This window comes from Roseateles sp. NT4 (genome assembly GCF_051857475.1).
GTDB lineage: Bacteria > Pseudomonadota > Gammaproteobacteria > Burkholderiales > Burkholderiaceae_C > Pelomonas.
The window spans coordinates 1200825-1221904 of record NZ_JBPZGZ010000002.1; the positions used below are offsets into that span (position 1 = coordinate 1200825).

Annotated in this window: 13 protein-coding genes; 5 read left to right on the top strand and 8 right to left on the bottom strand. The window is 69.2% G+C overall.

Annotated elements, in window-relative coordinates; translation table 11 throughout:
• The first annotated feature begins 17 nt into the window (after positions 1–17).
• Positions 18–1835 (top strand): tetratricopeptide repeat protein, encoded by a 1818-nt coding sequence (locus ACS5PN_RS15265; RefSeq protein WP_439464826.1) that lies wholly within the window; start codon positions 18–20, stop codon positions 1833–1835.
• Here ACS5PN_RS15265 and ACS5PN_RS15270 read toward each other — a convergent pair.
• Both ACS5PN_RS15270 and ACS5PN_RS15275 read right to left on the bottom strand, forming a co-directional pair.
• Positions 1832–2347, bottom strand: a complete 516-nt coding sequence (locus ACS5PN_RS15270) for a hypothetical protein (RefSeq protein ID WP_439464827.1) — start codon at positions 2345–2347, stop codon at positions 1832–1834. The two genes, ACS5PN_RS15265 and ACS5PN_RS15270, sit on opposite strands and share 4 nt — an antisense overlap.
• A 54-nt stretch (positions 2348–2401) precedes the next feature.
• The gene (locus ACS5PN_RS15275) at positions 2402–4573 is read right to left on the bottom strand and encodes a malate synthase G (protein ID WP_439464828.1); all 2172 of its coding nucleotides are present in this window, start codon (positions 4571–4573) and stop codon (positions 2402–2404) included.
• Positions 4574–4731: 158 nt separating this feature from the next.
• On the opposite strand from ACS5PN_RS15275, the gene ACS5PN_RS15280 reads away from it, so the two are divergent.
• The gene (locus ACS5PN_RS15280) at positions 4732–5649 is read left to right on the top strand and encodes a LysR family transcriptional regulator (RefSeq protein WP_439464829.1); all 918 of its coding nucleotides are present in this window, start codon (positions 4732–4734) and stop codon (positions 5647–5649) included.
• A gap of 73 nt (positions 5650–5722) precedes the next feature.
• Here ACS5PN_RS15280 and ACS5PN_RS15285 read toward each other — a convergent pair whose 3' ends face one another.
• From ACS5PN_RS15285 to ACS5PN_RS15310, 6 genes are all read right to left on the bottom strand, one after another.
• Positions 5723–7423 (bottom strand): AMP-binding protein, encoded by a 1701-nt coding sequence (locus ACS5PN_RS15285; RefSeq protein WP_439464830.1) that lies wholly within the window; start codon positions 7421–7423, stop codon positions 5723–5725.
• 122 nt (positions 7424–7545) lie between these two features.
• Complete coding sequence (locus tag ACS5PN_RS15290) at positions 7546–10323, bottom strand: protein kinase domain-containing protein (RefSeq protein ID WP_439464831.1); 2778 nt, start codon at positions 10321–10323, stop codon at positions 7546–7548.
• A complete protein-coding gene (locus tag ACS5PN_RS15295) occupies positions 10323–10907 on the bottom strand; it encodes an ECF-type sigma factor (protein WP_439464832.1) in 585 nt (194 codons plus the stop codon). The genes ACS5PN_RS15290 and ACS5PN_RS15295 overlap by 1 nt, the downstream gene beginning before the upstream one ends.
• Before the next feature lies 1 nt (position 10908).
• Complete coding sequence (locus tag ACS5PN_RS15300; RefSeq protein ID WP_439464833.1) at positions 10909–12195, bottom strand: tryptophan--tRNA ligase; 1287 nt, start codon at positions 12193–12195, stop codon at positions 10909–10911.
• 35 nt (positions 12196–12230) lie between these two features.
• On the bottom strand, positions 12231–13253 hold the full coding sequence (locus ACS5PN_RS15305; RefSeq protein ID WP_439464834.1) for a LacI family DNA-binding transcriptional regulator: 1023 nt from the start codon (positions 13251–13253) through the stop codon (positions 12231–12233).
• Positions 13254–13284: 31 nt separating this feature from the next.
• Complete coding sequence (locus ACS5PN_RS15310) at positions 13285–15216, bottom strand: glycoside hydrolase family 3 protein (protein ID WP_439464835.1); 1932 nt, start codon at positions 15214–15216, stop codon at positions 13285–13287.
• A gap of 214 nt (positions 15217–15430) precedes the next feature.
• On the opposite strand from ACS5PN_RS15310, the gene ACS5PN_RS15315 reads away from it, so the two are divergent.
• From ACS5PN_RS15315 to ACS5PN_RS15325, 3 genes are all read left to right on the top strand, one after another.
• Positions 15431–18169, top strand: a complete 2739-nt coding sequence (locus ACS5PN_RS15315) for a TonB-dependent receptor (protein WP_439464836.1) — start codon at positions 15431–15433, stop codon at positions 18167–18169.
• 61 nt (positions 18170–18230) lie between these two features.
• Positions 18231–19595, top strand: coding sequence for a GH1 family beta-glucosidase (locus ACS5PN_RS15320; RefSeq protein ID WP_439464837.1), 1365 nt, complete (start codon positions 18231–18233; stop codon positions 19593–19595).
• A 132-nt stretch (positions 19596–19727) separates the two neighbouring features.
• Positions 19728–20957 (top strand): ABC transporter substrate-binding protein, encoded by a 1230-nt coding sequence (locus ACS5PN_RS15325; RefSeq protein ID WP_439464838.1) that lies wholly within the window; start codon positions 19728–19730, stop codon positions 20955–20957.
• Positions 20958–21080 lie beyond the last annotated feature (123 nt).

Sequence of the window (21080 nt, forward strand, 5' to 3'; positions counted from 1 at the left end):
CCTTTCTCCATCTCTCCATGGCATCCATCCATCCGGCTTCCGCGCTGGGCCAGGGCCTGCGCGCCCTGGCTTCCGGTCAGACGGCCGCCGCCCAGGCCTTCCTCGAACGCGCGCTGCGCGAGACGCCGGGCGCACCCGAGACACCCGCTGCCCTGGGCCAGATCGCCGCCCAGCGCCGGCAATGGGCCGAGGCCGAGGCCTGGTTCCTGCGCTCGCTGCAGTTGCACGCCATCCAGCCGCGCGTGTGGCTGGCGCGGGGCCAGATGCTGGAGATGCTGCAGCGCCCGGCCGATGCCGCCGAGGCCTTTGTCCAGGCCACGCTGCACCAGCCGGGCTGGGCGGCGGCCCACTATGAACTCGCGCGCATCCGGCGCGAACTGGGCCAGCGCCCCGTCGCCCTGCAGGCGGCTGCGCAGGCCGCGCATCTGGCGCCCCAGGATGCCAACACGCTGCAGTTGCTGGCCATGCTGCAGGAGGAGGACGGCGCGCTGCCCGCCTCTCTGGCGACCCTGGACGCGGCCTTGCTCCTGGCGCCTGAGCGCGCAGCCCTGCATCACAACCGCGGCGTCGTGCTGCACCGCCTGGGTCGCCATGCCGAAGCCCTGGCTGCCTACGAGCGTGCTGTCCTGCAGGGCCTGGACGTGGCCGAGGCGCACTACAACCAGGGCAACACGCTGCAGGCCCTGGGCCGCGCGGACGATGCCCTGGCGGCCTATCGTCGCGCGCTCGCCCGGTCGCCTTTGCACGGCCTGAGCCTCTACGACCTGGCGAAGTTGCGTTGGGTCCTCGGCCATGCCGATTTCACCGCCGAACTCGATGCCGCCGAACTCGCCGCGCCGGCGTCCGCCGTGCCGCCCAGCCTGTTGGGCTTGCTGCTGCTGCGCGCCGAGCGGGGCGAAGCGGCCGTGGCCGCGTTCCGCCGCGCGGCTGCGCTGGAGCCCGGCAACGGCGCCTTTGCGGACGGGGAGGGGCAGGCGCTGTGCCTGCTCGGCCGGCATGACGAGTCCTGCGTGGCGCACCGGCTGGCCGTGTCGCTGGCACCCGAGGACGTGAACGTGCTCGGCAATGCCGCACGCAGCTTCTACGCAGCCGGCCGTGCCGCCGAGGGCCTGGCCCTGGCCGAACGCGCGCTCGCGCTGGCACCGCAGCACCAGCACGCGCTGGCCCTGGTCGGCACCGGCTGGCGGCTGACCGGTGACGCACGCGCCGACTGGCTGAATGACCTGGAGCGCTGCGTCGCCGTCCTCGACGTCGAGCCGCCCTCCGGCTGGGCCGACATGGCCAGCTTCAACACGGCCCTGGCCGAGGAGCTGACGCGGCTGCACACCGATGCCGAGGCGCCCATCGACCAGACCCTGCGCCACGGCACGCAGACGCGCGGCAATCTCTTCGACCTGGACCTGCCGCTGGTGCAGGCGCTCAAGGCCCAGATCGGCCGGGCCATCACGGCCTGGCTGGCGACGCGGCCTGCCGAGCCGGGCCACCCTTTCCTCGGCCGTCGCAGCGCGGGCTGGCATTTCACCGACAGTTGGAGTTCGCGACTGCGCAGCAGCGGCTTTCACACCAACCATGTGCACGGCCATGGCTGGCTGAGCAGCAGCTACTACGTGGCCACGCCGCCCAGCGCGCTGCGCGAGGGCAGCCGCGACGGTTGGATCAAGTTCGATGAGCCCGACCTGCCCGAGTCGGTGCGCTCAAGCCTGCGGCCGCGTCGCATGGAAGCGCCGCAGCCGGGTCGCCTGGTGCTGTTCCCGTCCTATCTCTGGCATGGCACGACGCCTTTCCAGGACGAGGCCTACCGCCTGACCGTGGCCTTCGACGTGCTGCCGGACTAGTCGACGCGGCGCACGCGCGGCGAGGTGTTCAGGCCCTCGATGTCGAGGTAGTAGGAGCCCAGCATGCCGCGCTTGACGCTGACCTTGCGGGCCTTGGGCGGCAGGGCGACGGAGGTGCCGTCGATGACCAGCCAGGTCTGGCCGTTGTCCAGCTTGATGCGCGAGTTGGGACCCCAGCCGGCGAAGCTGGGGCTGAGCATGCTGTCGACCGACGCCACCGCATCGGGGCGCTTGGACTCGGGCAGGCCGAAGGCGGCTTCGCCGCTGCGGGCCGGCGCCGGCGCAGCCACGGCTGCTGCGGCGACCACGGGCTGGGCCGGGCGAGCCACGGCGGCTGCCGGGACGGGCGGTTGCGGCGGCACCGGCGGCGTCTTGAGGGCCGCATCGGCCAGTGCGTCATAGCAGGCCAGGCGCGCGCCGCTGTCAGTCATGGCGCGGCAGCGCTGCAGGCCGTCCTGGGCCAGGGCCGGCAGGGCGGCGATTGAAAGGGCAATCAGGGTGAAGGTACGCATGAGCCAAGCCTAGCAGTTGCAGGCTCGGCTCAGGAACGGGCAAAGCCCGGGCGCTCAGTGCGCCTGCTTCACCTTCAGGCGCCAGGCATGCAGCAGCGGCTCGGTGTAGCCGCTGGGCTGTGCCTCGCCCTTGAAGACCAGGTCCAGGGCCGCCTGCATGGCCGCGCCGTTGGGGTTGGCGGCCAGCGGCTGGTAGGCCGCGTCGCCAGCGTTCTGGCCGTCCACCACCTTGGCCATGCGGGCGAAGGTCTCGCGCACCTGCTCGGCCGTCACGACGCCATGGCGCAGCCAGTTGGCGATGTGCTGGCTGGAGATGCGCAGCGTGGCGCGGTCTTCCATCAGGCCGACGCCATTGATGTCGGGCACCTTGGAGCAGCCCACGCCCTGGTCGATCCAGCGCACCACATAGCCCAGGATGCCCTGCACGTTGTTGTCCAGCTCCTGCTGGCGCTGCTCGGGCGTCCAGTCGACCTTGGGGGCGACGGGAATGGTCAGCAGCGCGTTCAGGATGCTCTCGCGCTCGGCAGCGAGGTCGACCTTCTCCAGCTCCTGCTGCACGGCCGCCACGCTGACCTGGTGGTAGTGCAGGGCATGCAGGGTCGCGGCAGTCGGCGACGGCACCCAGGCCGTGTTGGCGCCGGCCTTGGGATGGCCGATCTTCTGCTCCAGCATGGCCGCCATCAGGTCGGGCATGGCCCACATGCCCTTGCCGATCTGGGCCCGGCCGCGCAGGCCGCAGGCCAGGCCAGTCAGCACATTGCTGCGCTCATAGGCCTGGATCCAGCTCGAGGTCTTCATGTCGCCCTTGCGCAGCATGGGGCCGGCGCGCATGGCGGTGTGCATCTCGTCGCCGGTGCGGTCCAGGAAGCCGGTGTTGATGAAGGCGACGCGGCTGGCGGCCGCGGCGATGCAGGCCTTCAGGTTGACCGAGGTGCGGCGCTCCTCGTCCATGATGCCCAGCTTGACGGTGCTGTCCGGCAGGCCCAGCAGCTGCTCGACGCGGCTGAACAGCTCGGCAGCGAAGGCCACTTCGGCCGGGCCGTGCATCTTGGGCTTCACGATGTAGACCGAGCCGGTGCGGCTGTTGCCGCGGCGCTTGAGGTCGTGCATCGCGATCGTTGTCGTGACGACGGCGTCCATGATGCCCTCGGGGATCTCGCTGCCGTCGTCCAGCAGCATGGCCGGGTTGGTCATCAGGTGGCCGACATTGCGCACGAACATCAGCGAGCGACCATGCAGAGTCAGCGTACCGCCGCCGGGCGCCGTGTAGACGCGGTCGGCATTGAGGCGGCGCGTGAAGCTCTTGCCACCCTTGGCGACTTCCTCGGTCAGCGTGCCGAGCTGGATACCCAGCCAGTTGCGGTAGGCCAGCAGCTTGTCCTCGGCGTCGACGGCGGCGACCGAGTCTTCCAGGTCGAGGATGGTGGACAGGGCCGACTCCAGCACCACGTCGGCCACGCCGGCCGCGTCGCTCTTGCCGATGGCCGTCGAGCGGTCGATGCGGATGTCCAGGTGCAGGCCGTGGTGGACCAGCAGCACGCTGCTCGGCGCGGCGGAATCGCCCTGGTAGCCGGCGAAGGCGGCCGGGTTCTGCAGGCCCGTGGCGGCCCCAGAGGCGAGGGCGACGACGAGCTGGCCGTTCTCGACGCGGTAGCCGGTGGCCTGGGCATGGGTGCCGGTGGCCAGCGGCGCGGCCTGGTCCAGCACCTGGCGGGCAAAGGCGATGACCTTGGCGCCGCGCACGGGGTTGTAGCCGCCGTCACGCGTGGCGCCATCGGCTTCGGAGATGGCATCGGTGCCGTACAGGGCGTCGTAGAGCGAGCCCCAGCGCGCATTGGCCGCGTTCAGCGCATAGCGGGCGTTCAGGATGGGCACGACGAGCTGGGGGCCGGCCTGCAGGGCCAGCTCGGCGTCGACATTGGCGGTGGTGGCCTGCACCTGGGCGGGCGGCTGGACGAGGTAGCCGATGCGTTCCAGGTGGGCGCGGTAGGCCGGCATGTCGGCGATGGGGCCGGGGTGGGCCTCGTGCCAGGCGTCCAGCTCGGACTGCAGGCGGTCGCGCTCGGCCAGCAGGGCGCGGTTCATCGGGGCCAGTTCATGGGCCAGCTTGCTGAAGCCGGCCCAGAAGGCGTCGGCGGCGATGCCGGTGCCGGGCAGCACTTCGGTGTCGATGAAGCGGGCCAGGTCGGCATCGACCTGCAGGCGGTGAAGGGTGGTGCGGGGCATGGCGAACAACTCCTGCGAGAGGCAACAACGAATGCTCGCAATCTAGCTGCGTCGCGTGTCGGGATTCGCTGCAGGCCACACCATTCATCTGTGACAAAAACGCAAAGATCTTTCCTGAAACCGCTGTCTTTGTGTTGTCGCGCCAGCACAATCTGGGCATGGACAAGCTCAAGCAGATCGAGTCCTTCGTCCTCGTCGCCGCCAAAGGCAGCCTGACCGCGGCGGCGCAGGCGGAAGGGTTGGCGCCTGCCGTCATGGGCCGCCGGCTGGACGCGCTGGAGGCCCGGCTGGGCGTCAAGCTGATGCTGCGCACCACGCGGCGGCTGACGCTGACGCCCGAGGGCCAGGCCTTCCTGGAGGACTGCCAGCGCCTCATCGCCTCGTTGGCGGATGCGGAAGCCGCGGTCAGTGCCGGTGGGCTCAAGGCCAGCGGCCATCTGCGCGTGACGGCGCCGGCCGGCTTCGGCCGCCGCCATGTCGCGCCGCTGGTGCCGGGCTTCCTGGCCGAGCATGCCGACCTCAGCCTGTCGCTGAACCTGAGCGACCGCGTCGTCGACATCGTCCATGAGGGCTTCGACTGCGCCGTGCGCGTCGGCGATCTGCCCGACTCCAGCCTGGTCAGCACGCGCCTGGCCGACAACCGGCGCCAATGCGTCGCGGCGCCCGGCTATCTGAAGCGCGCCGGCACGCCCAGGCACCCGGACGAACTCGGCCGCCATGCTTGCCTGACCCTGAGTTCCGAGGCCAGCCAGGTGCGCGGCTGGGCTTTCCAGATCGACGGTGCCGTCCAGCATCTGCGGCCTGAAACCCGAGTCCAGGGCCGCCTGGACTGCAGCGACGGCCAGGTGCTGCACGACTGGTGCGTGGCCGGGCTGGGCATCGCCTGGCGCAGCACCTGGGAGGTCGAGGCCGACCTCGCGGCCGGGCGGCTGGTCAGCGTGCTGGACGCTTTCGCGGCGCCGCCCAACGGCATCTATGCGGTCTTCCCGCAGTCACGCCATCTGCCACTGCGCACACGGCTGTGGGTGGAGCATCTGCGCGCCCATTACGGGCGAGCGGACTACTGGCGCTCTTGAATTTGCGGGCCGAGCGCCGAGCCGCTCCGGTCGGGACTTCATACCGGTCGCAGGGCCTGTTCTCGGTCGGGTCTCAGTCCCCCAACTGCACCTTGGCCCGCTTGCCCGCCCACGCATCGAATTTGCCCGCATAGGCCTCCTCGATGCGGTTGCGCTTGACCTTGAAGGTGGGCGTGATGAAGCCGTTGTCGACCGTCCAGGGCGTCTTGATCAGCACCAGGGTGTCGAGTTGCTCGTGCGGGTCCAGGCGGGCGTTGACGTCGTCCAGGTGCTTGCTCAGCTCGGCCATCAGTGCGGCCTTGTCGGCTTCGCTGGTGGCGCGCTGGATGCCCTGCGGCGACAGCATGGCGATGCCCAGCGGCTGGCCCATGTTGGCGCCGGCCACGCAGCAGGCCTCGATGTTGGGGTTCATGCCCAGCTTGTCTTCGATGGGCGCGGGGGCGACGTATTTGCCCTTGCTGGTCTTGAACAGGTCCTTGACGCGACCGGTGATGCGCACGCAGCCATCGGCGTCCTGCGTCACCTTGTCGCCGGTGTGCAGCCAGCCGTCGGCGGTCAACGCGTCGGCGGTCAGGCCGGGTTCCTTGTAGTAGCCCAGCATCAAGGCCGGGCTGCGCATCTGCAACTCGCCATTGGCGGGGTCGATGCGGGTCTGCACGCCGGCATAGGCCGGGCCGACGGTGCCGCGCTGGTTCTTGCCCGGCAGGGTCATGTGCGACAGCGCCAGGTTCTCGGTCATGCCATAACCCTCGTTGACCGGCAGGCCCAGCGTGCCGTACCACTCGAGCAGCGCCAGCGGCATGGGTGCCGCGCCGCCGACGGCGATGCGGCATTGGTCCAGGCCCAGGGCCTTCAGCACCTTCTTGCGCACCAGGCCGCCGATGATGGGCAGGCGCAGCAGCTTGTTCATCTTCTGCGGCGGCATCTTGGCCTGCACGCCCTGCTGGAACTTGACCCACAGGCGCGGCACGCTGAAGAAGATGGTCGGGCGGGCGCGCTGCAGGTCGGCCGTGAAGGTGTCCAGCGACTCGGCGAACCACAGCCGCATGCCGGTCTTCAGCCAGCCATGCTCGACGAGGACGCGCTCGGCGACGTGGGCCAGCGGCAGATAGGACAGCATGCGGTCTTCGGCCGTCATCGGGAAGCGCGCCAGGCCCTCGGCCACGGCCCAGGCGAAGCCGCCGAAGTTGTGCATGACGCCCTTGGGGTTGCCCGTCGTGCCCGAGGTGTAGATCAGCGTGCAGAGCTCGTCGGCATTGCGCGTGACCTCGCCCTTCATCGGCTCGGTGCGGGCGCAGATGGCGTCCCAGCTTTCATAGGTCTTCTTGGCGTCGTCGGGCGACAGCGCATAGCTCACGCCGGGCAGGCTGGGCAGCACGCCGGGCTTCATGCCTTCCCAGCCGTCGAGCTTGCCGACGAAGATGAACTTGGCCTCGCTGTGCGTCAGGATCTGCGCGATGGTGTCGGCGGCCAGCGTGGGATACAGCGGCACCGAGACATAACCGGCCATCCAGATGGCGAGGTCGGTCATCAGCCACCAGGCGCAGTTCTTGGACAACATCGCCACCTTGGCGTCGGCCGGCCAGCCCTCGGCCTGGCCCTTGGCCTTCAGGAAGGCCGCCATGCGGCGCACCTGGTCACCGACCTGGGCCCAGGTGAAGTCTTTCACCTCGGGGCCACCCATGGGCTGGGTCAGGGCGATCTTGCCGCCTGACGTGCGCTCCCAGTGGTACAGGCGTTGCAGGGCGAGCGTGTCGGCGGCGATGGTGGCCATGGGTGCGTCTCCTCGGACATTCTTTTCGGGAAGCGCAAAGTTAACCGCGTGTAAACGCCGCCCCACCCCGGGTAAACACCTTGCGGCGTGACAGCCTGCCCAGAGGGCCTAGAGGCAAGGCTCTAGAACTGCCCGTCCCAATGGCCGGGCTTGCCGCCTGCGTCCAGTTCGCGGCGCAGCTTGTCCAGCGGATGGCTGGTGATCCAGGCGGGGCGCAGCGCGTCGGCGCGGGCCAGCGTGGCCTCGGCGGGCTGGCCGGCCAGGCGCTGGCTCAGGGCCAGGTCGAGCTGGGCGGCCCAGTGGGGCAGGGGTTCGGGTTGGGCCAGGGCATCGAAATAGGCGACACGCCGGCGCAGCGGCTCGATGCTGGCCAGGGCCGCGCCGCGCTGTCGGGCCAGTTCGCCCTGCCATTGGGAGATCAGGCTTTGCAGGGCGGCATGGCGTTGCAGCCAGGGCTGGGCTTCGCCGTCCTGCAGTGGCGCCAGGGCCATGCCGGCGAGGTCGGGGCGCTGCAGGGCCAGGGCCGCGCGCACGACGTTGCCGGTGGCCTCGACCCAGTTCGGACCGGTCAGCACGGGCGAGGGCTTGAGGGCGTCGGTCAGGCGCTTGATTTCGTCAGCGGCGCCTTGGGTCTGACCGGCGTTGACGCGGGCGAGCAGGGCCGCGGCGGCCAGCGGCAGGCGCAGCGTGGGATGGTCGGCGCTGTGCAGGCTGGCGGCCAGGGCCTCGTGCACGGGCAGGGCCTCCGCCCACTGGCCGCGCTCGGCCAGCTGGCGGGCCAGGTCGCTGCGCATGCGCTGGGCGCTGACGTTGCCAGGCCCGAGCAGGGCGTCGGCGTCGGCCACGATCTGCTGTGCCACCTCGACGGTGGCCGCGGGCCGGCCCAGGCGCGCCTGCGCATTCCACAGATGGCGGCGCAGCTGCAGCGCAAAGCGCGCGCGGTGGGGTGGCGGGTTGGCGATGGCCGGGGCGACATCCAGCATCAGCTTCTCGGCGTCCTGCAGCCGACCCTGGGCCAGGCGCAGGTGGTAGACATAGGTGTTGAAGTACTGCGCGTCGAAGGATTCGGGCGCATGCAGCTTCAGCATCAGTGGATACGCCTCGGCGCGCACGCGCTCGGCGTCCTCGGGCCGCCCGGCCTGGGCGTAGGCGACGATGAGCTGGTAGAGCAGCTCCAGCCTGTCGTTGGTCTCGGCACCCTGGCGTTCCAGCGCTGCCAGCAGGGGTTCGCCGCGTTCGATGACGCCCAGCGGTGAACTCAGCGAGGTGTCCAGCCGCAGCCGCAGGCGCAGCGCGCGCAGGCTGGCCGGCGCGTCGTCGCCCCACAGCTTCTGGGTCAGCGCGACCAGTTCGTCCGCCAGCGGGATGGCGATGTCGAAGCGGTTCATGTCCGCATAGGTGTCGCCCATGACCTCGAGCACGCGGGCATGGGTGACCGGATCGTCAGCAAAGCGCGTCGCCAGTTCGGCGCGGCTCTTGTCCAGCAGCTCCAGCACATTGGGGATGTGGCCGCCGTGCTTGTCGGGGTTGGCGCTGGACAGCAGCTCGGTCAGGAAGCGCGTGACGGCCTCGCTCTGGCGCGCAGCGGCCTGCGCCTCGCGGCGCTGCCACAGGCTGACCGCCAGACCGGCGCTGAGGGCCGCGAACACCAGCGTGGCGCCCACGGCCAGGGCGGCGTTGCGGCGCAGCCAGAGCCAGACGCGATGCCGCCAGTCCTCGGCGCGCACGCTGACGGGGCGCTGGCCCAGCCAGCGCTCGAGGTCGTCGATGAAGCTGCCGACGCTGGCATAGCGCTCGGCCGGGTTCTTGCGCAGGGCCTTGGCGGCGACGGCCTCCAGGTCGCCTGCGGCGCGGTCGGCGTCGAGGGGGCGGCCGGGACCGGCCTCGTCGGGGGCGCCGTCGACCGAGCCGGTGGTGCGTGTGGAGCGCGTGATGCGCTGGGCCTCGCTGTGCAGTACCGCGTGCTCCAGCGCCGTGCGGCCCAGGCCGCGCTTGCCGAAGGGCAGGTCGCCGCTGGCCAGCTCGTAAAGCATGACGCCCAGGGAATAGATGTCGCTGGCCACGCCCACCGTCTCGCCGGTGATCTGCTCGGGTGCGGCATAGGCGGGCGTCAGGCGCCGGCCGGTGATCTGGGTCAGCTGGTGGTCGGACTGGTGGCCGGAATCGTCCAGCAGGCCGGCAATGCCGAAGTCCAGCAGCTTGGCTCGCCCCTGCTCGTCCACCATGACATTGCCGGGCTTGAGGTCGCGGTGCAGGATGAGCTGGGCATGGGCATGCTCGACGGCCCGCGCCACGTCCAGCAGCAGCTTGACGCGCTCCGCCAGCCCGAGGTTATGGGCGCGCACATGCTCGGACAGCGTCTGGCCGGGCACGTACTCCAGCACCAGGTAGGCGCGGCCGTCCTGCTCGCCGGCGTCCAGCATGCGGGCGATGCCCGGGTGGGTCAGGCGGCCGAGCAGGGCGCGTTCGCGGGCGAAGCGGGCGGCCAGGCCGGGGCTGGCGCGGTCGGCGCGCAGCAGCTTGATGGCCGCCTCGCCCTGGTAGAGGCCATCGGCCCGTTCGGCCCGCCAGACCTGGCCCATGCCGCCTTCACCCAGTTGCTCGGCCAGGCACCAGGAGCCCAGGCGGTCGCCCGGCTGGGGCGGCGTGGTCGAGGTCGTCGTCGTCTCGCTCAGCGCCGCGACCAGGCGGGTGTTGTAACCCGGCACGTCGACGAGGACGGTGGCGTCGGTGTCTTCGTCCTCGGGCAGGGAGGCCAGCATGCGCGCGAGCCGCGCGGCCAGCGCCGGCGGCTGCAGGCCGGCCAGGCGCAAGGTGCGTTCGGCGGCCGGCAGCTCGGCGAGCTCGTCGAACAGCGCCGACAGCTGCTGCCAGTCCGAGGCCTGCAAGCCCGAATTCATCAGTAGACGGAGTTGGGCGGGTCGCCGAGCAGTTCCTGCAGCAGGGCGCGCGCCTTCAGCAGCTCGCGGTTGATGCTGCGCGTGGACAGGCCGCGCACGGCCGCCACCTCGGCGATGGACAGGCCGGCGAAGCCCACCATCTCGATGAGCTCGTAGAGGCTGTTGTCCAGGGCCTTCATTCGCTCCAGGGCCTGGTCCAGGCCGAGCATGTCGACGGCCTGACTCTGCACCGCAGCCACGTCGCTGGCGGCCGACAGCGTGACCATGACGGCATCGCCGCCGCGCTTGTCGCGGCCCTCGGTGCGCAGATGGTCGATGACGACCGAGCGCAGCACCCGGCCGACATAGGCGAAGAACTGGCCGCGCGTCTCGCCCTGCAGGCCCTGCTGGTCGGCCATGCGCAGAAAGCCCTCGTGCACCAGGGCCGTCGTGTCCAGGCCGGCCATGCGGCCATTGGGGCCGCTCTGCGCCAGGCGGATGCGGGCGACGCGCTTGATCTCGGGGTAGAGCAGGGCGTAGAGCTGCTGCAGCGCCGCGGGGTCGCCCTTTGACGTGCCGATCAGCAGTTCGGTGACGTCAGCCACGTCAGTCTTCCTGGAAGGCCGCCAGGGCGGCGGTGATGTCAGCTTCGCTGGCTTCGCGCTGCACCGGCGCATCCGCCACCCAGCCTTCGCGCTTCAGGCGGGCCACCCACTGGCCGGCGTCGCGGCCCTGGTCGAAGCCGCTGCTCTGCAGCAGCAGCTCGCCGCCGGCCGACAGCAGCTTGAAATAGAACTTTCCATCGGCCTCGCGGTACTGCTTGAAGACCGGCAGGGCCGCCTTCTCCGTCTTGGCCACGGCCGTCGTCGCGGTGCTCGTGTAGGGCCGCAGGCCACAGGCTTCGCGCAATGTCTTCAGGAAAGGCACGGCGATGGCGCGCGCCTTGGCGGCGCCGGCCTGCAGCGTGGCTTCCAGCTTCTCGGGGTGGGCCATCAGCTCGGCATAGCGCTCGCGCATCGGGCCGATCTGGCCTTCGATGAGGGCGACCAGCTGCTGCTTGGCCTCGCCCCAGCCCAGGCCGCCGCGCAGGGCGGCGCGGAAGGCGGCGCGCTGCTCCGTCGTCGCAAAGGCGTCGTAGATGGTGACGATGGCCTGGCCCTGCGGGTCCTTGGGTTCGCCGGGCAGCTTGCTGTCGGTGACGATGCGAGCCACCGCGTCCTTCAGCGCCGCGCTGCCGCCTTCGAAGAGCGGAATGACGTTGTCATAGCTCTTGCTCATCTTGCGGCCGTCCAGGCCGGGCAGCAGCTCCATCTCGGCGTCGGTCACGGCCTCGGGCAGCACGAACATCTCCTTGCCCTGGCCGAAGAGGTGGTTGAAGCGCTGGGCCACGTCGCGCGCCATCTCGATGTGCTGGACCTGGTCCTTGCCCACGGGCACCTTGTGGGCGTTGAACATCAGGATGTCGGCCGCCATCAGCACCGGGTAGCTGAACAGGCCCATGCTGACGTTGGCGTCGGGCTCCTCGCCGGCGGCCACGGCGGCGTCCACCGCAGCCTTGTAGGCGTGAGCACGGTTCATCTGACCCTTGGCCGTCACGCAGATCAACAGCCAGGTCAGCTCCGGGATTTCGGGCACGTCGCTCTGGCGGTAGAAGGTGACGCGCTCGGGGTCGAGGCCAGCGGCCAGCCAGGTGGCGGCGATGGCGCGGCTGGAATGGGCGAGGCGGTCCGGCTCGTCGCACTTGATCAGCGCGTGGAAGTCGGCCATGAAGAAAAAGCTCTCCACGCCGGGCTTGCGGCTGGCTTCAATCGCCGGGCGGATGGCGCCGACGTAATTGCCGAGATGCAGGGTGCCGGTGGTGGTGATGCCGGTCAGGACGCGTTGGGCGGACATGGTTTGGTGAAAAGTAACCAAACCGGATTGTGGCCTCAGCTGCGCTTGCGCGAAGGTGGGGCCGCCACGGAGGCGCGCCAGGTCACGGAAATGTCGAACTGGCGCGAGACCGGCAGCTCCTGGCCATAGCAGCGGTTGAGCAGCCAGTTCAGGCCGGCCAGCGTCACCTCATGGCTGGGGATGTGCACCGAGGTGAGGCGGGGCGCGGCGAATTCGGCGCTGGGAGAGTCGTCATAGCCCAGCACCGAAACCTCGTGAGGCACGGACACGCCGCGCTCCTGGAAATGCGCCAGCAGGCCGATGGCCATCTCGTCGTTGGCGCAGAACACGGCCGTGGGCAGGCGCTTGAGCTTGAGCAGGGCCTCGGCGGCGTCCCAGCCGGCCTGGTTGGAGAAGTCGCCGGGCACGGTGGTGATCTTGGACGTGTCCAGGCCGCGCAGGGCCAGCCCGCCCATGAAGCCGTTCAGGCGCGCCACGTTGTCGGGCGAGGTCGTCGGCCCGGAGACGATGGCAATGTCCTTGTGCTTGTGCTGCAGCAGGGCGCGCGCCGCCTGCACGCCGCCCTGCACGTGGTCGGCCGTGAAGCACTGGTCCTTGATGCGGTCGAAGTGGCGGTTCAGCACGACGACCTGGCGGGCCGCCGGCCCGAGGGCCTTGAGGTCTTCGTCCTGCATGGCGTTGGACAGCACGATGAGGCCATCGCAGTCGCGGTCCAGCAGGAAGCGCATGCCGTCGTTGGTCTCGACGCGCTCGTCCTCGATGCCCTCGCCGAAGGCCACCACCATGTGCAGGCCCTGGGTGCGCAGCACGGTGTCGATGACGCGCAGGATGGGCGTGTAGTAGGTGCCGCGCAGGAAGGGGATGTAGACGCCGATCAGCTTGGACGTGCCGGCGCCCAGCGAACGCGCCGTTTGCGAGGGCCGGAACTTCAGCTGGGCGATGACCTTGCGCACCCGCTCGGCCGTGGCCGGCGCGACGGAACCGTTTCCGCTGATGACGCGTGAGGCGGTGCCCACACCCACGCCGGCCAGCCGCGCTACATCCTTGATCGTTGCCATTCGCCCTCTGCTCTTGTGGGGCTGGATTGAATCACAAGGGGCAGATGGGTTGAGGGTCGGCAGGCTCGGGCAAACGCGCGGTTGGCACAGCGGTTTCCTTGCCGCTCAGGCCGCCGCCGACCGGCCACCAGGGCTTGGTCTCGTGGGCGCTGAACTGGCAGGGGCCGGCGGGCCAGGGGAAGGACAGGCGGCCGGTGAAGCCCGCCCAGGGCTTGCCGTCGGCCGCCGCGACGAGCACGTCGGTCAGGCCGGCGCCCTCGGTACCGGGCTGCCAGGCCGCGATGAAGGCATCGCTCTTGTTGGCCAGGTCGTTCACATAGAGCGGCCGGCCCGAGTACAGCAGCGTGATGACGGGCTTGCCGCGGCCGGTGACGCGCTGCAGCACTTCGGCGTCCTGGGGGTGGCGGCGGCTGTGGCGCAGGTTCTCGGTGATGCGCACATCGCCTTCGCCCTCGGCATAGGGCGTCTCGGCCAGCACGGCGATGACGGCGTCGAAGCCCTTCGGATCGCTCTTGCTGCCGTCGGCGTCGAAGGTGACGTTGGTGGTGCCGAGACGCTGGCGCAGTGCGGCCAGCAGCGTCGTGCCCTGCGGGTAGTCGACATTGGTCGTGTCCCGGCCCTGCCAGGTCACGCTCCAGCCACCGCTCTGGTGGGACAGGCTGTCGGCCGCTGCACCGACGACGAGGACCTTGGCGCTGGCCTTCAGCGGCAGCAGGCCGGGCTTGTTCTTCAGCAGCACCAGCGACTCGCGCACCGCGCGGCGCGCCAGCTCGGGCGCCTGCATGGCCTCCATCGTGGCCGGCACGGGGCTCGGCACCGACATGCTGAACTTCACGCGCAGGATGCGGCGGACTGCATCGTCGATGCGGGCCATGGGAATGCGGCCCTGCTCGACGTCGTGCAGCGTGTTGGCGTAGAAGGCCTTCCACTTGAAGGGCACCATGACGACGTCGATGCCGGCGTTGATGGCTTCGGGGCAATGCTCGGGTGTGCAGCCGGGTATCTGGCCGACGCCGTCCCAGTCGCTGACGATGAGGCCGTCGAAGGCCAGGCGCTGCTTCAGCACGTCGGTCAGCAGGGTCTTGTTGCCATGCATCTTGCCGTGCTCGACATAGCCGGCGCTGTCGGTCCAGCTGCTGAAGGAGGCCATGGCCGTCAGCACGCCGGCATCCAGCGCGCCGATGTAGCCGGCGCCATGCACGTTCGCCAGATCGCCCGGCGAAGCCTGGGTCACGCCCTGGTCGATGCCGCGGCGCGTGCCGCCGTCGCCGACGTAATGCTTGGCCGTCGCCAACACGCCGCGGCCCTCCTTCAGGCCTTCCTGCAGACCTTCCACCGAGGCCTGGCCGAGCTTTTTCACCAACGCCGGGTCGACGCTGAAGCTCTCATAAGCGCGGCCCCAGCGCACGTCCTGCACGACGGCCAGCGTCGGCGCAAAGACCCAGTGCAGGCCCGAGGCGCGCACGGCACGGGCGGTGGCGCGACCGATGTCCCGCACCAGATCGGCGTCGCGCGTCGCACCCAGCGCGAGGTTGTGCGGGAACAGGGTGGCGCCGCGCACATTGTTGTGGCCGTGGACGGCGTCCGTGCCCCAGATCAGCGGGATGCCCGGCGTGGCCTCCAGGGCCGCGGCCTGGAATTTCTCCGACAGCGCGCGCCACTGCGCCGGCGTTGCGGCGCGGTCCTCACCCGGCCAGGCGCCGCCACCGTTCAGGAGGGTGCCGATGGCGTACTCGCGCACTTCGTCGGGCGTGATGGCGCGGATCTCGGGCTGCACGATTTGGCCGAGCTTCTGGCGCAGGTTCAGGCCCTTCAGCGCCGCCTCGACCCGGGCTTCCACGGCCGCGTCGCGCACCGGCTTGCGTGCTGGCCAGGCCTGCACGATGGAATCGGTTTCGCTGGCGCCCGCGGCGGTGGCCGTCAACAGGGCCGCGGTGAGCAGAAGGGGCAGGGGTTTGCGCATCGTCATCTTCGGTTGGGGCCGCGACGGTAGTGGGTGAAGCAAAAAAACGTCAACCCCCGGGCCGACGAGATTGACAGCCCCGACTGTGCCGCATTAGATTTGCGCCGCGTTTGGAACCGGTTCCAAAATTGATGACCACAGTGCCACAGAGCACGAGGCATCAAGAGCAAAAAGGCCGGCCGAGCAGCGAACAAGACGAACCAGGAGACCCAAGATGAGCAAGCAATCGCAGCGCGCCACGACGCGCGCCCTCACGCCCCAGCGGCGCCTCCCCCTCACGCCCGTGGCCGCCGTCTGCGCCGGCCTGCTCAGCGTGCCGCTGCTGGCCGCGGCCCAGACTGCGCCGGCCGCCGACCCGAAGCTGGAGACGGTCACCGTCACGGGCTTCCGTGCCAGCCTCGAGAACTCCATCAGCACCAAGCGCAATGCCGACGCCATCGTCGAAGCCATCTCGGCCGAAGACATCGGCAAGCTGCCCGACGTGTCCATCGCCGACGCCATCTCGCGCCTGCCCGGCCTGACGGCCCAGCGCGTGGCCGGCCGTTCGTCGGTCATCAGCATCCGCGGCATGTCGCCGAGCTATGGCGTGACGCTGCTGAACGGCCGCGAGATCGTCTCCACCGGCGACAACCGCTCGGTGGAATACGACCAGTTCCCGTCGGAGCTGATCAATGCCGCCACGGTCTACAAGACGCCCGATGCCAGCCTGTCGGCGCAAGGCCTGTCCGGCACCATCAACATGAAGACGCTGCGCCCGCTGGACTTCTCCAAGTCGCAGATGGTGGTGGGCGCCCGCATGGAGCGCAATTCCAATGGCTCGCTGAACCCGGAGATCTCCGGCACCGGCAATCGCCTCAGCGCCTCGTGGGTGACGCAGTCGGCCGACCGCACCTTCGGCGCGGCCATCGGCTTCGCCCACCTCGATTCGCCCAACCAGGAGAAGCACTACAAGAGCTGGTGGTGGGCCAACACCAACAACTGGGGCGCACCGCTGCCCGGCGCGCCGCTGGACGCCGTGGCCCTGCAGGGTTTCGAGCTGGGCGCCGCCTCGTCGCGCCAGAAGCGTGACGGCCTGATGGGCGTGCTCGAGTACAAGCCCGGCAACGGCTTCCACAGCACGCTGGACCTCTACTACTCCAAGTTCGACCAGACCGAGGCGCGCCGCACGGTGATGTCGGACATGGCGACCTGGTCGGGTGCGGGCTGGACCAACGCCCAGACGAGCATCGTCAACGGCGACAAGCTCATCACCAGCGGCAACGTCGTGAACACGACGCCGGTGGCGCTGACGACCTACAACAAGCGCAAGGACGACATCCGCGCCGTCGGCTGGAACAACGAGCTGAAGCTGGGCGACTGGAAGCTGGTGGGCGACCTCAGCATGTCCAAGGCCAAGCGCGACGAGCAGAACGGCGAGGTGCAGGCCGGCTCCAAGAACCGCGTCACGCTGAACAACGCCAACATCGTCACCGGAGACGGTCGTTCGACCTTCCAGCCCAACTTCGACTTCTCCGATCCCAAGAATGTCTACCTGACCGACCCGGCCAACTGGGGTCGCGATGGCCGCAGCCAGTTCCCCAAGGTGCGCGACGAGATCAAGGCCTTGAAGCTGAGCGCCGGCCGCAACTTCGACAGCTGGCTCAACAGCGTCGAGGGCGGCGTGGACTACTCCGAGCGCGACAAGTCCATGAATCGCACCGAGGTCTACTACAACCTCAAGAACAACCGCACGCCGGTGTTGATCCCGTCCAACCTGCTGCGCGATCCGACCGACCTCAGCTTCGCGGGCAGCAACATCCGCATGGTCAATTTCGACCTGCCGAGCGTGCTCAACCTCTACGACGCCGTGCCGGCCTCGGCCGACCAGGCGCCCGGCCGCGTCTGGTCGGTGCATGAGAAGGTGACGGCGGCCTACGGCAAGCTGGGCATGGAGTTCGACTGGGGCATTCCCGTCCATGGCAGCCTGGGCCTGCGCATCGTGCACGCCAAGCAGTTCAGCAACGGCCTGCTGTGGAACCCCAACACCAAGGCCAGCGATCCCACGACCGGCGGCACCAGCTACACCGACACCCTGCCCAGCATCAACCTGTCGGCTGACCTGACCCAGGACACCATCCTGCGCTTCGGCCTGGCCAAGGTGCTGGCGCGCCCGAACATGGAGGACATGCGCGCCGGCTTCTCGGGCATCAACGTCAGCAGCACCGACCGCACCTGGTCGGCCAGCGGCGGCAATGCCAACCTGGAGCCCTGGCGCGCCGATGCGGCGGACCTGTCCGTCGAGCATTACTTCAGCAAGCGCAGCTATGTGGCGGCGGCGGCCTTCCACAAGCACATCAAGAACTTCGTCTACTCGCAGAGCGTCCTCTTCGACTTTTCCGGCTTCCCCAACCCGACGACCTACACGCCGATCAGCAACATCGGCCTGCTGAACACCAAGGCCAACGGCCATGGCGGCATGGTGGCGGGAACGGAGCTGAGCGGATCGCTGGACGCAGGCCTGGTGAGCCCGTCGCTGGACGGCATCGGCGTGACGCTGAGCTACTCCAACACGCGCAGCTCGCTGCATGAGGACAACAACCTCAACAACCCGCTGGACGGCCTGTCGGGCGTGGCGACGAACTTCGTCGTCTATTACGAGCGCGACGGCATCTCCGCCCGCATCGGCAGCCGCCATCGCTCGGCCTTCGTGACGACGGTGCGTGGCACCTTTGGCGAGAACGTGCCCAGCATGATTTCCGCCGAAACCATCCTGGATGCGCAGCTCGGCTATTCCTTCGAGAGTGGCGCTTTCAAGGGCTTGTCGCTGACACTGCAGGTCAACAATCTGCGTGACCGGCCGTACCGGACCCGCGTCGGTATCTCCACCGGCGCCGTGGATCCGACGGCCACCCTGCCCGAGCGCTACACGTCCTACGGCCGCCAATACCTGCTCGGCGGCACGTACAAGTTCTAAGACTGTTTCCTGTTCCCGAACCCGCGCCGGCCCCCGTGGCCGGCGCCCTCACATCCGAAGCATGAGCTCCAACAACGCCCCGATCCGCAAAGACTTCCCCGCCGACTTCCGTTGGGGCGTGTCCACCTCATCCTTCCAGATCGAAGGCGCTGGCCAGGAAGACGGCAAGGGCGAGTCCATCTGGGACCGCTTCTGCAAGCAGCCCGGCCGCATCCGCGACGGCAGCAATGGCAACGTCGCCTGCGACCACTACCACCTCTGGCCCCAGGACCTGGACATGGCCAAGGGCCTGGGCGTCAACGCCTACCGCTTCTCCGTTGCCTGGCCGCGCATCCTGCCTAATGGGAGTCTTGGCCGCGGCGCCGTGAACGAGGCCGGTCTGGCCTTCTACGACCGGCTGGTCGACGGCATGCTGGAACGTGGCCTCGACCCTTGGTGCACGCTGTATCACTGGGACCTGCCCCAGGTGTTGCAGGAGCAGGGCGGCTGGACGTCGCGCGAGACGGTGGCCGCCTTCCTCGAATACACCGACATCGTCACCCGCCGCCTGGGCGACCGCGTCAAGCACTGGATCACCCACAACGAACCCTGGTGCTCCTGCATGATGGGCTACTGGGAGAACATCCACGCGCCCGGCGGCACCAGCTTCGCCGACGCGCTGCAGGCCAACCACCATGTGGTGCTGTCCCACGGCCAGGCCATTCCGGTCATCCGCAAGAACTCGGCCGACGCCAAGGTCGGCATCACGCTGAGCCTGCACCCCATCACGGCGGCCTCGGACAGCGCCGAAGACCTCGCCGCGCTGAAGCGCCACGACGGCCTGCGCAACCGCTGGTTCCTCGACCCGCTGTTCGGCCGCGGCTATCCGGCCGACACGCTGGAGTTGGTCGGCGACGCCGCGCCCGAGATCGTCGAAGGCGACCTGGCCGCCATCGCCACGCCGACCGATTTCCTCGGCGTCAACTACTACTTCCCCGAGATGGTCAAGGACGACCAAGACCCGAAGACAGGCGGCCCGATGCGCGCCAGCCTCGTCGAGAAGGAAGGCGTCGAGCGCACCGGCTTCGGCTGGGAGGTTTCGCCCCAGGGCCTGGTCGACCTGCTGACCCGCCTCCAGCGCGACTACAACCCGCCCGTCATCCAGCTGACCGAGAACGGTTCCACTTTCGAGGACGTGCTGACGCCCGACGGACGCGTCCACGACAAGGAGCGCCTGTCCTATCTGCAGCGCCACCTGGCCGCGCTGAAGCAGGCCATAGCCGCCGGCGTGCCGGTCAAGGGCTACTTCGCCTGGAGCCTGCTGGACAACTTCGAATGGGCCGAGGGCTATCTGCGCCGCTTCGGCATCGCCTATGTCGACTACGCCTCCCAGAGGCGCATCCTGAAGGACAGCGGCCTTTGGTACGGCCGGTTTCTGAACGAATAATTAACGCGCAAGCGGCCGTTTGTTCAAGGGTACAGGCGGTTTCTAAATGAAATATTACAGGGTCAACACTCAGGCGCGCCAGACCGCGCCGGGGCAAACTGCGCAAGCTGCCCCACAAGATCCGGAGACAAGATGAAGTTCCCCTGCCATGCCCTGGCCGCCGTTGCGCTGCTTGTTGCAACCGCTTCCAACGCCGCCGAACCCCTCAAGGCCGAGGTCATCCACTGGTGGACCTCGGGTGGCGAATCCGCCGCCGCCAAGACCCTGGCCGAGGCCTACAAGGCCCAGGGCGGCATCTGGGTGGACACAGCTGTCGCCCTGGGCGAGCAGGCCCGCTCCGTCGCCATCAACCGCATTGCCGGCGGCAACCCGCCGACGGCCGCGCAGTTCAACACCACCCAGCAGTTCCGCGACATCGTCGACCAGGGCCTGCTGAACAACGTCGACGCCGTGGCCCAGCGCGACGGCTGGGACAAGTTCCTGCCCGAGACCGTGCTGCAGGCCATCCGCGTCAACGGCCACTACTACGCCGCGCCGGTCAACATCCACAACATGAGCTGGTTCTGGTTCTCCAAGGCCGCCTTCAAGAAGGCCGGCATTGCGGAAGAGCCCAAGAACTTCGACGAGCTGTTCGCGGCCCTGGACAAGCTCAAGGCCGCCGGCCTCGTGCCCCTGGCCCATGGCGGCCAGCCCTGGCAGGACGGCATCGTCTTCACCGCCACGCTGGCCCACTTCGGCGGCCGCGACCTCTACCTGAAGATCTTCCGCGACCGCGACCCCAAGGCCATCCAGGGCGAAGAGTTCAAGAAGGTGCTGCTGGCCTTCAAGCGCCTGCAGAGCTACACCGACAAGGGATCGCCGGGCCGCAACTGGAACGACGCGACCGCCATGCTGATCAGTGGCCGCGCCGGCGTGCAGATCATGGGCGACTGGGCCAAGGGTGAGTTCGCCCAGGCCAAGCAGGAGGCCGGCAAGGACTACGGCTGCGCGCCCGGCTTCGGCCCCAAGGCGCCCTACATCATCCAGGGCGACGTGATGGTCTTCCCCAAGACCGACAAGCCCGACCAGGTCAAGGCCCAGCAGCTGCTGGCCAGCGTCATCACCCAGCCCGCCACCCAGGTCGCCTTCAGCATCAAGAAGGGTTCCATCCCCATCCGCACCGACGTCGACGTCAGCAAGATGGACATGTGCGCCCAGATGGGCGTGGCGGCCATGAAGGACAAGTCGCGCCATCTGGCCAACGGCGAGATCTACATCACGCCCGACCAGAACGGCGCCCTGCAGGATGTGCTGACCAGCTACTGGAACCGCAACATCCCCGTCGAGAAGGTCCAGAAGGACATCGTCTCCGCGTTGCGCTAGACCACCCCCTAGGCCTGACGGCCGCCCCCTCAAGGGGGCACTGCCAGCGGCCCGGCAAAGCCGGTTCCGCGGCAGTCGCTGGAGGGACGGCGCGGCTGAGCCGCAGCCTTGCAAGACAGGTTC

Bases quoted from the DNA above. Each gene is read 5' to 3' on its own strand.
- ACS5PN_RS15265 (WP_439464826.1), top strand. From the start codon at position 18: ATGGCATCCATCCATCCGGCTTCCGCGCTGGGCCAGGGCCTGCGCGCC.
- ACS5PN_RS15270 (WP_439464827.1), bottom strand. From the start codon at position 2,347: ATGCGTACCTTCACCCTGATTGCCCTTTCAATCGCCGCCCTGCCGGCC.
- ACS5PN_RS15275 (WP_439464828.1), bottom strand. From the start codon at position 4,573: ATGCCCCGCACCACCCTTCACCGCCTGCAGGTCGATGCCGACCTGGCC.
- ACS5PN_RS15280 (WP_439464829.1), top strand. From the start codon at position 4,732: ATGGACAAGCTCAAGCAGATCGAGTCCTTCGTCCTCGTCGCCGCCAAA.
- ACS5PN_RS15285 (WP_439464830.1), bottom strand. From the start codon at position 7,423: ATGGCCACCATCGCCGCCGACACGCTCGCCCTGCAACGCCTGTACCAC.
- ACS5PN_RS15290 (WP_439464831.1), bottom strand. From the start codon at position 10,323: ATGAATTCGGGCTTGCAGGCCTCGGACTGGCAGCAGCTGTCGGCGCTG.
- ACS5PN_RS15300 (WP_439464833.1), bottom strand. From the start codon at position 12,195: ATGTCCGCCCAACGCGTCCTGACCGGCATCACCACCACCGGCACCCTG.
- ACS5PN_RS15305 (WP_439464834.1), bottom strand. From the start codon at position 13,253: ATGGCAACGATCAAGGATGTAGCGCGGCTGGCCGGCGTGGGTGTGGGC.
- ACS5PN_RS15310 (WP_439464835.1), bottom strand. From the start codon at position 15,216: ATGCGCAAACCCCTGCCCCTTCTGCTCACCGCGGCCCTGTTGACGGCC.
- ACS5PN_RS15315 (WP_439464836.1), top strand. From the start codon at position 15,431: ATGAGCAAGCAATCGCAGCGCGCCACGACGCGCGCCCTCACGCCCCAG.
- ACS5PN_RS15320 (WP_439464837.1), top strand. From the start codon at position 18,231: ATGAGCTCCAACAACGCCCCGATCCGCAAAGACTTCCCCGCCGACTTC.
- ACS5PN_RS15325 (WP_439464838.1), top strand. From the start codon at position 19,728: ATGAAGTTCCCCTGCCATGCCCTGGCCGCCGTTGCGCTGCTTGTTGCA.